Origin of the sequence: Saccharothrix hoggarensis, from assembly GCF_042678885.1 — a bacterium.
Classification (GTDB): domain Bacteria; phylum Actinomycetota; class Actinomycetes; order Mycobacteriales; family Pseudonocardiaceae; genus Actinosynnema; species Actinosynnema hoggarensis.
On sequence record NZ_JBHTLK010000235.1, the window covers coordinates 1 to 10,572 of the forward strand.

Consider the following 10,572-nt stretch of genomic DNA (forward strand, 5'->3'; position numbering starts at 1 on the left):
GCACCTCGGCGACGCCGCGGCCGACCAGGTCGCCGAGCCGCGCGTGCAGGTGGGCGCCCAGCTCGCGGGACCGCTCCTGGAACTCGCCGGTCGCCAGCAACCGCACCACGGCCCGGCCGACCGCGCAGGCCAGCGGGTTCCCGCCGAACGTCGACCCGTGCTCGCCGGGCCGCAGCACGCCCAGCACGGCCCGGCTGCCGATCACCGCGGACACCGGCATGATGCCGCCGCCGAGAGCCTTGCCCAACGTGTACAGGTCGGCCCGCACGCCCTCGTGGTCCAGCGCCAGCAGGTCGCCGGTGCGGCCGAGGCCGGACTGGATCTCGTCCGCGATCAGCAGCACGTTGTGCTCGTCGCACAGCGCCCGCGCGCCCGCCAGGTAGCCCGCCGGCGGCACGACCACACCCGCCTCGCCCTGGATCGGCTCCAGCAGCACGGCCGCCGTCCGCTCGGTGATCGCGTCGCGCAGCGCGTCCAGCGAGCCGTAGTCCACGACCTTGAAGCCCGGCGTGAACGGCCCGAAGTCGCCGCGCGCGGTGTCGTCGGTCGAGAACGAGACGATCGTGGTGGTGCGGCCGTGGAAGTTCGACCCGGCCACCACGATCTCGGCCGTGCCGTCCGGCACGCCCTTCACCCGGTACGCCCACTTGCGGGCGACCTTGATCGCCGACTCGACGGCCTCGGCGCCGGAGTTCATGGCGAGGACCATCTCGGTGCCGGTCAGCTCGGCCAGCTCGCGGCAGAACAGGCCGAACTGGTCGTGGTGGAACGCCCGGCTGGTCAGCGTGACGCGGCCCAGCTGCTCGACGGCGGCGGCGACCAGGTCCGGGTGGCGGTGGCCGAAGTTGAGCGACGAGTAGCCGGACAGGAAGTCGAGGTACCGGCGGCCCTCGACGTCGGTGACCCACGAGCCCTCGCCGTGCGAGATCACGACCGGCAGCGGGTGGTAGTTGTGGGTGCTCCACTCCTCGTCGAGCGCGATGAACTGCCGGGAGGTCGACGCAGCGTGCCCTGCGGTGAATGAAGCCATGGCGGTCATGTCACCAGGCTAAGGGGCTCGCGCCAGCGATTTCATCCGCCAGGCGTTGCGTGTCCGGTGTCTTCATTGCGCAATCCGCTCGTTTCACGGCGATCCGTTGCGCGGCGCGTAGCCGCATGATCAGCCGGTTACCCTCCGACGATGGCCAACAAGTCCCCGCAGGTCCAGTCGATATCCGACGCCTTCCGGGTGAACCCCGACGGGTTCGACCTGGCGAAGGTCGACCCGGACGCGACGCCCGTCGGCCCGAGGTCGAAGACCGAGGCCGCCGCGGACATGGTGAAGATCGGAGCGGAGCTGGACGCCCTGCAGGAGGCGCTGTACGCGGAGGGCACGGGCGGCGGGCAGCGGCGCGTGCTGCTGGTGCTCCAGGGCATGGACACGTCCGGCAAGGGCGGCACGATCCGGCACGTCGCGGGCCTGGTGAACCCGCAGGGCCTGCGCATCGCGTCGTTCAAGAAGCCCACCCGGGCCGAGCTGCGGCACGACTTCCTGTGGCGCATCCGCCGGCAGGTGCCGCACCCCGGCTACATCGGCGTCTTCGACCGCTCCCACTACGAGGACGTGCTGGTCGCGCGCGTGGACAACCTCGTGCCGTCGACGGAGTGGCGGCGCCGGTACCGGCAGATCAACGCGTTCGAGGCCGAGCTGGCCGGCCAGGGCGTGACGGTCGTCAAGTGCTTCCTGCACATCTCGCCGGAACGGCAGCGCGAACGGCTCATCGCGCGCCTGGAGGACCCGCTGAAGCGGTGGAAGTACAACCCCGGCGACCTGGAGGTGCGGTCGAAGTTCTCCCGCTACCAGCTGGCCTACCAGGACGCGCTGGTCAAGTGCTCGACGCCGGACGCGCCGTGGTTCGTCGTGCCGTCCGACCGCAAGTGGTACCGCAACTGGGTGGTGGCGAGCGTGCTGCTGGAGACGCTGCGTGACCTCACGCCCAGGTACCCCGAGCCTACGTACGATCCGCAGGTCGAGTTGGCACGGCTCCGGGAAGCCGACCCGTTGCGCTAGACGCAATCTTCGTTGCGCCTCTTGCTTCAGCACCGTGGTGCACGCCACTGTGGGACTGGCCGCGGGCGGTGGAGCGGAGGTTCGGCGTGGTGGTGGACAGGCGGCGGTTCCTGGGAGCTGTTGGCGTGGGAGCGGGGTTGCTGATGACGGAGGGTGTCGCCGGGGCGCACGGGGACGAGGTGCGCGGGCGCGGGGAAGTCCCCGTCTACCTGGGCACCTACACCACCTGGCCGGGTGGTGGCACGGGCATCGGGCTCGGCGCGTACGACCCCGCGACCGGCGGGCTGCGCGCCACCGGCGTGGTGGCGGACGTGCCGAACCCGTCGTTCGTGATCGTGGCGGGCCGCCGGCTGTACGCGGTCAACGAGCAGGAGGGCGGCGAGGTGACCGCGCTGGCGGTCGGCCGGGACGGCGTGCCGAAGGTGGTCAACACCCAGAGCACCGGCGGCGCCGACCCGTGCCACCTGGCGCTGCACAAGGGCTTCCTGCTGTCGGCGAACTACAGCTCCGGCAGCGTCGCGGTGCACCCGGTGCGGCCCGACGGCGGCCTGGGCGAGCGCACCGACCTCGTCGTGCACGAGGGTTCCGGGCCGAACCCGGACCGGCAGGAGGGGCCGCACGCGCACCAGGTGCTCCCCGACCCGACCGGCGAGTTCGTGCTCGCCGTCGACCTCGGCACCGACTCCGTCTACAGCTACCGGCTGAGCCGCGCGGGCGAGCTGACCCTCGTCGGCACGGCCCGCGTGCACCCCGGCGCGGGGCCGAGGCACCTGGCGTTCCACCCGAACGGCAGGTTCGCGTACATCGCCAACGAGCTCGACTCGACGATCGTGGTGGCGACGTACGAGCGCGGTGTGCTGAAGCCCGGCGCGAAGCTGAGCACGCTGCCCGCCGACGCGCCGACCACGCCGCCGAACCACCCGGCCGAGGTGCTGGTCTCGCCGGACGGCCGGTTCGTCTACCTGTCCAACCGGGGTCACGACAGCGTGGCCGTGTTCGCGGTGGAAGCGGGCGGTGCCGCGTTGCGGCTGGTCGAGACGACCCCGGTCGGCGGCGACTCGCCGCGGCACATCACGCTCGACCCGGCGGGCCGGTTCCTGCTGGCGGCCAACCAGAACTCGAACAACGTCACCACGTTCGAGGTCGACCGGACCACCGGCAGGCTCCGGCAGACCGCGTCGTTCGACGCGCCGATCCCGGTGTGCGTCGCCCTGAGGGGGTGACACCGGACGGGTCAACTTTCGCCGCGGGGACCGTCCACAGTGGTACGCCGGGGTCATGAAGATGATCGCGGTCGCGCTGCTGATGTCCCTGGTCCCCGCCCCGGCCGCGCCGGAGCTCGTCGCGTTGGGTGACTCCTACGCGGCGGGCACCGGCGCGGGCGACGAGTCGTCCGACGAGTGCCGGCAGAGCCCGCACGCCCATTCGAGGCTGTGGGGGCGACGGACCGGGGCGTCCGTGGTGCTGGCCGCGTGCTCCGAGGCCGACACGACGGAGGTGGCCCGGCAGGCCGAGCGGATCACCCCGGCGACCACGCTCGTCACCATCACGGCGGGCGGCAACGACGCCGGGTTCCGCGACGTGATGACCACGTGCACGACCGCGGGCGACGACGAGTGCGTGCGGCGGGTCGCGACGGCCGAGCAGTTCATCCGCGACCGCCTCCCCGGCCGGCTGGACGCCCTGTACGGCGCCGTGCGCGGCCGGACGTCGGCGGACGTCGTCGTCCTCGGCTACCCCCGGCTGTTCTCGTTCGAGTCGTGGTGCCTGATGACCGACCGCAAGCGCAAGGCGCTGAACCAGGCGGTCGACGCGATGGCCGACGTGACGCGTGCGCGGGCGTCGGCCGCGGGGTTCGAGTTCGTCGACGTGCGGGCGGCGTTCGACGGGCACGGCGCGTGCGCCGAGGTGCCGTGGATGAACGGCCTGGTGCTGGTGCCCGTCTACCGCTCCTACCACCCCAATCGCACCGGTCAGGAGTCCGGCTACCTCCCCGCCCTGACCGCCGCGGCCTCGTAGGCGCCGACGCTCCGTCGGTGATCACGGCGACGGTGGCCGGCCGGGCGGCCTTAACCGGTTGGCGGTCGTGGTGCGGCATTGGCCATGATGCCGGGCGTGAACCCCACGAACGGCCTGCGCCACGTCGCGGCCACCCGCTACGTCACCCCGTTCCGGGAGGGCGGCTCCCTGCCGGGGCTGGTCGAGGCGGACGACCTCGGCATGTACGTGCTCAAGTTCCGCGGCGCCGGCCAGGGCGTGAAGGCGTTGATCGCCGAGATCGTCGTCGGCGAGCTGGCCCGCCGCCTGGGCTTCCGGGTGCCGGAGATCGTGCTGGTGGAGCTGGACCCCGAACTGGGCCGGTCGGAGCCCGACCAGGAGGTGCAGGAGCTGCTGAAGGCCAGCGGCGGGCTCAACCTCGGCCTGGACTACCTGCCGGGCTCGTTCGACTACAACCCGGTGGTGCGCGAGCCGTCCGCCGACCTCGCCGCCCGGCTGCTCTGGCTCGACGCCCTCACGCTCAACGTCGACCGCAGCTGGCGCAACCCGAACACCCTCCTGTGGCACCGGGAGGTGTGGCTCATCGACCACGGCGCGTCCCTGTACTTCCACCACTCGTGGCGGCCGGACCGCTTCCCGGCGACGTCCTACCGGTTCGACGCGGCCGACCACCTGATGCTCCCGTTCGCGGGCGCCCTGGCCGACGTGGACGCCGAGCTGACCGCCCGCGTCACGCCCGACCTGGTCCGGGAAGTGCTCGCGCTGGTGCCGGACCAGTGGCTCGCGCAGGACGAGGCGTTCGGCACACCGACCGCCGTGCGCGAGGCGTACGAGTCGTTCTTCACCGCCCGCCTGGCCGCGCCGCGCACGTGGGTCGACGCTCTGGAGGCCGCTCGTGCCGCACGTGTTTGAGTACGCCGTGCTGCGCGCCGTGCCGAGGCAGGAGCGCGGCGAGTTCGTCAACGTCGGCGTGCTGGTCTACTGCTCGGCGCTGAACTTCCTCGGCGCGCGCGTGCACGTCGACGAGCGGCGGGTGCTGGCCCTGGACCCGTTCCTCGACGTGGAGGTGCTGCGGGCCAGCCTGGACCACCTCGGGCTGTCCTGCGACGGCGCCGCCAAGGCGGGCCCGGTGTCGCGCACGTCGGCAGGTCAGCGGTTCCGCTGGCTCACCGCGCCGCGCAGCACGATCATCCAGACGTCGCCCGCGCACACCGGTCTGACCGACGACCCGGAAGCCGAGCTGGACCGCCTGCTCGCCTCCCTGGTGCTGCCGCCCGACCACTAGGGTGGCAACCTCTCGGAGCGCACCGCGTCTTTAGGTGCGAGCAGTGACCGACACACGGACGGGGTCGCTTGATGAGCGCCGGATACCAGCAGGGCGGGTATCAGCAGGGCGGATACCAGCAGGGTGGGCCGCGGCAGCGCGGGCCGCAGCCGCGCGGCGGACAACCGCGGCAGGGCGGGTACCGGCAGGACGGGTACCAGCCGGACCGGCGTCAGCAGCCACCCGCCTACCAACCGGCCGGAGGACGTCCCGTGCCCAAGCGCCGCAAGCCCAGGTTCGGTCGCGTCATCGGCGTGGTGCTGGTGCTGCTGCTGGCGTTCGGCATCGGCATGTGGGTCTACGTCGACTCGTCGCTGCGCCGGATCGACGCGCTGCCCGACTACCCGGACAGGCCGGCCGACACGCCGGGCACGAACTGGCTGCTCGTCGGGTCGGACGCGCGCGAGGACCTGACCGAGGAGCAGAAGGCGGAGCTGTCCACGGGTGACGCGGGCGGACGGCGCACGGACACCGTCATGCTGCTGCACGTCCCCGAGGGGTCCGGGAAGTCCACTCTGGTGAGCATCCCTCGCGACTCCTATGTGGACATCCCCGGCAACAACAAGAACAAGATCAACGCGGCGTTCGCGTTCGGCGGCGCGCCGTTGCTGGTGCAGACCATCGAGGGCGAGACCGGCATCCGCATCGACCACTACATGGAGATCGGCTTCGGCGGGTTCGCCGGGATCGTCGACGCGATCGGCGGCGTCGACATCTGCATTGACGAGCCGATGCAGGACCCGTTGGCGGGCCTCGACCTCCAGCCGGGCTGCCAGGAGCTGGACGGCGCGCAGGCGCTGGGTTTCGTGCGGTCGCGGAACTTCGCCACCGGCGACCTCCAGCGGGTGGAGAACCAGCGCAAGTTCCTCTCCGCCCTGTCGGACAAGGCGACGAGCTTCGGCACGCTGGCCAACCCGTTCCGCGCGTTCCCGCTGCTGTTCGCGGGCACCGACTCGATCTCGGTGAACAGCGACGACCACCTGCACCATCTGGCAGGCATGGCGTTCGCGATGGGCGGGGGAGTGGACACGGTCACCGTCCCGGTCAGCGGCACGCCGACCGTGCCGGGCGCGGGATCCGTCGTGCAGTGGGACCGGGACAACGCGCTGCGCCTGTTCGGCGCGCTGGAGAAGGACGAGCCGGTGCCGGCCGACCTCCTGCCGCAGCCGAAGTAGCACCACGTCGGAAGAGCGGGCCGCCGGGCATGTTCGCCCGGCGGCCCGCTTCGCGTTCAAGGCGCTTGCTCCGCTGACACCGACACGCCCGCAGCGCCGCGATCACGTGCCGGCGGCCCCGAGGGGTCAGGTGGCGGTCAGCTCGCGTTCTGGACGGCCGTCTCCTCCACCCGGGCCGCGGCCGTCTCCGGGACGGCGGCGGTCGGCGTCGGGTCCGGAGCGGGGACCGCCGCCGGAACGGGCGCGGCGGCCGGCGCCGGGTTCGGCGCGGTGGTCGGAGCGGAGGCGGGTGCCGGGAGCTGCCCGGTGATGGGCGCGGCGGTCTGCACTGCCTCGGCGGCCTGGCTGACGAGCACGATGCCCTCGATCTCGCGCAGCAGGTCGTCGTAGATCGGCGTGAGTGACACTTCGTAACCCCCAAGACGTCGTTCGTCCCCCGAACGGGCCAAAGGAGCGTACCTACGGCGGCAGGCCCACTTCACCCGGTATTCAACTTTCGGATCATTTCCCCACTAACTGTCGGCTAAACACATCTGACCTCGTCAGGTTGTGGCGGCCTGTCACATGGGCGGCGAACCGCAGGTCACCTAGCGTTTCGGGCCATGACGAGTGTTCCCGGTCACAGCGACGACCTGTCGGGTCGCACCGCCCTGGTCACCGGCGCCGGCAGCGGCATCGGGCGGGCCTGCGCGGTCGCCCTGGCCCGAGCCGGGGCGAAGGTGCACCTGGTCGACCGCGACCGCGACTCGGTCACCGACGCCGCCCGCGAGACCGGCGGCACGGAGCACGTGGTCGACCTGTCCTCCCCGGACCCCGCCCGCGCCCTGCCCGCGGAGGTCGACATCCTGGTCAACAACGCGGGCCTGCAGCACGTCGCCCCGATCCACGAGTTCCCGCCCGACCGGTTCGCCCTCCTGCAGAGCGTCATGCTCACCGCGCCGTTCCTGCTGGCCCGGCACGTGCTGCCGCACATGTACCAGCGGGGCTGGGGCCGGGTGGTGAACATCTCCAGCGTCCACGGCTCGCGGGCCAGCGCGTTCAAGTCCGCCTACGTCGCCGCCAAGCACGGCCTCGAAGGGCTGAGCAAGGTCATCGCGCTGGAGGGCGCGCCGCACGGCGTCACCAGCAACTGCGTCAGCCCCGGCTACGTGCGCACCCCGCTGGTGGAGAACCAGGTCGCCGACCAGGCGCGGGCGCACGGCATCGAAGCCGACCGGGTGCTGTCCGACGTGCTCCTCACCCGGCACGCCATCAAGCAGCTCATCGAACCGGAGGAGGTGGCGTCCGTCGTGGTGTGGCTGTGCGGCGCGCGCTCCGGCCACGTCACCGGATCGTCGTTCCCGATCGACGGCGGCTGGACCGCCCAGTAACACCCCCTGCCCAGTCCCTACCCCAACGAAGTGGTGACCGAGATGACCAACGCCGCCCCTCCACAGCCGAAACCGTCCTTCAAGAAGGTCGTCGTAGCCAGCATGATCGGCACCACCATCGAGTGGTACGACTTCTTCCTCTACGGCTCCGCCGCCGCCCTGGTGTTCAACAAGCTGTTCTTCCCCACGGCGAACCCGCTCACCGGCACCCTGCTCGCGTTCTCCACCTACGCGATCGGCTTCCTGGCCCGCCCGCTCGGCGGTCTGGTGTTCGGCCACTTCGGCGACAAGCTGGGGCGCAAGAAGCTGCTCGTGCTCAGCCTGGTGCTGATGGGCGGCGCGACGTTCGCGATGGGCCTGCTGCCCACGTACGCCGCGATCGGGTTCGCCGCACCGCTGCTGCTGACGTTGCTGCGGCTGGTGCAGGGCTTCGCGCTGGGCGGCGAGTGGGGCGGCGCGGTGCTCATCGTGTCCGAGCACGGCAGCCCGGAACGGCGCGGGTTCTGGGCGTCCTGGCCGCAGGCGGGCGCGCCGGCGGGCAACCTGCTGGCCACCGCGGTGCTCGCGGTGCTGGCCGCCGTGCAGAGCGACGAGGCGTTCCTGTCGTGGGGCTGGCGGGTGCCGTTCCTGCTGTCCGGCGTGCTCGTCCTGATCGGGCTGTGGATCCGGCTGAGCGTGTCGGAGTCGCCGGTGTTCCTGGAGGCGCAGAAGAAGGTCGAGGCGCGGAAGGTCAAGGAGAAGGCGCCGATCGTCACCGTCATGCGGCACAACTGGCGCGAGGTGCTGATCGCGATGGGCGCCCGCATGGCGGAGAACGTGTCCTACTACGTGATCACGGCGTTCATCCTGGTCTACATCACCGCGGAGCTGGGCATGTCGCGGTCGGCCGGCCTGAACGCGGTGCTCATCGCCTCGGCCGTGCACCTGGTGACGATCCCGATGTGGGGCGCGCTGTCCGACCGGATCGGCCGCCGCACCACGTACCTGATCGGCGCGGTCGGCATCGCCCTGTGGATGTTCGCGTTCTTCGCGCTGCTGGACACCAAGTCGTTCCTGCCGATGACGTTGGCCGTCACCATCGGCCTCGTGCTGCACGGCGCCATGTACGGCCCGCAGGCCGCGTTCTTCTCCGAGCTGTTCGGCACGAAGGTCCGCTACTCGGGCGCGTCCGTCGGCTACCAGCTCGCGTCCATCGCGGCGGGCGCCGTGGCGCCGCTCATCGCGACCGCGCTGCTCTCCGCGTACGACAGCACGTTCCCGGTGGTGCTGTACGTGATCGGCATGTGCGGGCTGACCGTGATCGCGGTGCTCGCGGCCAAGGAGACCAAGGGCACCTCGTTGAACCGAACCGACGACGAGCCCGCCTCGGTGCGAGCATGAGGGCATGAGTGAGGCGGACGCGGTGGAGCACCTGCTGGAGCTTCTCGACCTGCTCGCGACCGACGCGGGCAGCGAGCGGCTGGCGGCGGTGCTCCCCGCGGCGCGCGCGGCGGGCCTCCCCGACCGGGAGCTGGACCGGGTCGCGCGCGCCACGGAGTGGGCGTTGCGGATCCGCCGCACCCTCACCGCGCACCGCCGCCGCGAAGCCGAGCTGGAAGCGCTGTTCGACACGGCGAACGACCTGGCCGGGGTGCGCGACCCGGACGCCGTGCTGCGCTCGATCGTGCGCCGCGCCCGGCTGCTGCTGGGCGCGGACATCGCCTACCTGAGCATGAACGACCCCGGCGAGCGCGGCACGTACATGCGGGTCACCGACGGCTCGATCTCGCCCCTGTTCCAGCAGGTCCGGCTGGGCATGGGCGAAGGCCTCGGCGGGCTGGTCGCGCAGACCGCCCAGCCGTACGTGACCGCCGACTACTTCGCCGACGACCGGTTCAACCACACCGGCCCGATCGACCGGGCGGTGCGCGACGAGGGCCTGGTGGCGATCCTCGGCGTGCCGCTGAAGCTCGACCGCCGGGTCATCGGCGTCCTGTACGCGGCCAACCGCTCCCCGCGCCAGTTCCCGCCCGAGGAGGTGGCGCTGCTGTCGTCGTTGGCCGACCACGCCGCCATCGCCCTCGACACCGCGCACCTGCTGGAGGAGACGCGGGCCGCCGGCGAGACGATCCGCGCGCACAACGAGGCCATGCGCCGCGCCGAGGACGCCCACGACCGGCTCACCGACCTGGTGCTGCGCGGCGCGGACGTGCCCGAGGTGGCCGCCGCCGTGGCCAAGGTGCTCGACGGCGGGATCGTCGTCCACGACAGCGACGGCGCCGAGCTGGCCCGCATCGGCACGTCCCGCGCGCTCGCGCCCCGTGCCGCGATCAACGCCTCACGTGCCAGCGGCCGCGCCATCCCGCAGGACGGCACGTGGGTGTGCGCCGTGCTGGCGGGCCGCGAGCTGCTGGGCAGCATCACCCTCACCGACCGCCCGGACCTCGCCGACGCCGACCGCAGGCTGTTCGAACGGGCGAGCGTCGTCACCGCCCTGCTGCTCCTCCTGCGCCGCACGGTCGCCGAGGCGGAGAACAAGGTGCGCGGCGAGCTGATCACCGACCTGCTGACGTCCGAAGTGGACTCGGCGGCGCTGCGCGCGCGGGCCCGCCGGGTCGGCGTCGCGCTGGGCGCCGCGCTCGTCGTGCTCGCCGCCGACGGCCGCGGCGACCGGCT

Annotated in this window: 11 protein-coding genes; 9 read left to right on the top strand and 2 right to left on the bottom strand. The window is 72.1% G+C overall.

Annotation, left to right across the window (positions count from 1 at the left end):
- Window positions 1-1,039, bottom strand: a 1,039-nt coding sequence (gene rocD, locus ACFQ3T_RS30075) for an ornithine--oxo-acid transaminase (protein ID WP_380728368.1), incomplete at its 3' end; no start/stop codon positions are given.
- 141 nt (window positions 1,040-1,180) lie between these two features.
- Here rocD and ACFQ3T_RS30080 point away from each other — a divergent pair.
- The 6 genes from ACFQ3T_RS30080 to ACFQ3T_RS30105 all read left to right on the top strand — a co-directional run bounded on the left by ACFQ3T_RS30080 (window position 1,181) and on the right by ACFQ3T_RS30105 (window position 6,547).
- Window positions 1,181-2,050: a PPK2 family polyphosphate kinase gene (locus ACFQ3T_RS30080; RefSeq protein WP_380728370.1), complete on the top strand. Its 870-nt coding sequence runs from the start codon at window positions 1,181-1,183 to the stop codon at window positions 2,048-2,050.
- A 143-nt stretch (window positions 2,051-2,193) separates the two neighbouring features.
- The gene (locus tag ACFQ3T_RS30085; protein ID WP_380728372.1) at window positions 2,194-3,273 is read left to right on the top strand and encodes a lactonase family protein; all 1,080 of its coding nucleotides are present in this window, start codon (window positions 2,194-2,196) and stop codon (window positions 3,271-3,273) included.
- Window positions 3,274-3,328: 55 nt separating this feature from the next.
- A complete protein-coding gene (locus ACFQ3T_RS30090; RefSeq protein ID WP_380728374.1) occupies window positions 3,329-4,069 on the top strand; it encodes an SGNH/GDSL hydrolase family protein in 741 nt (246 codons plus the stop codon).
- Window positions 4,070-4,156: 87 nt separating this feature from the next.
- Window positions 4,157-4,960 (top strand): HipA family kinase, encoded by an 804-nt coding sequence (locus tag ACFQ3T_RS30095; RefSeq protein WP_380728387.1) that lies wholly within the window; start codon window positions 4,157-4,159, stop codon window positions 4,958-4,960.
- Entirely contained in the window at window positions 4,944-5,333 is a 390-nt protein-coding gene (locus tag ACFQ3T_RS30100) for a DUF3037 domain-containing protein (protein WP_380728376.1), read from the top strand. The genes ACFQ3T_RS30095 and ACFQ3T_RS30100 overlap by 17 nt, the downstream gene beginning before the upstream one ends.
- 71 nt (window positions 5,334-5,404) lie before the next feature.
- Window positions 5,405-6,547, top strand: a complete 1,143-nt coding sequence (locus ACFQ3T_RS30105) for an LCP family protein (RefSeq protein WP_380728378.1) — start codon at window positions 5,405-5,407, stop codon at window positions 6,545-6,547.
- Between the two features lie 137 nt (window positions 6,548-6,684).
- Here ACFQ3T_RS30105 and ACFQ3T_RS30110 read toward each other — a convergent pair whose 3' ends face one another.
- Window positions 6,685-6,954, bottom strand: a complete 270-nt coding sequence (locus tag ACFQ3T_RS30110) for a hypothetical protein (RefSeq protein WP_380728380.1) — start codon at window positions 6,952-6,954, stop codon at window positions 6,685-6,687.
- Between the two features lie 195 nt (window positions 6,955-7,149).
- On the opposite strand from ACFQ3T_RS30110, the gene ACFQ3T_RS30115 reads away from it, so the two are divergent.
- From ACFQ3T_RS30115 to ACFQ3T_RS30125, 3 genes are all read left to right on the top strand, one after another.
- Window positions 7,150-7,917, top strand: a complete 768-nt coding sequence (locus ACFQ3T_RS30115; protein ID WP_380728382.1) for a 3-hydroxybutyrate dehydrogenase — start codon at window positions 7,150-7,152, stop codon at window positions 7,915-7,917.
- A gap of 42 nt (window positions 7,918-7,959) precedes the next feature.
- Window positions 7,960-9,297 (top strand): MFS transporter, encoded by a 1,338-nt coding sequence (locus ACFQ3T_RS30120; protein ID WP_380728383.1) that lies wholly within the window; start codon window positions 7,960-7,962, stop codon window positions 9,295-9,297.
- A 4-nt stretch (window positions 9,298-9,301) separates the two neighbouring features.
- On the top strand, window positions 9,302-10,572 hold a 1,271-nt coding region (locus ACFQ3T_RS30125), incomplete at its 3' end, for a GAF domain-containing protein (RefSeq protein ID WP_380728385.1).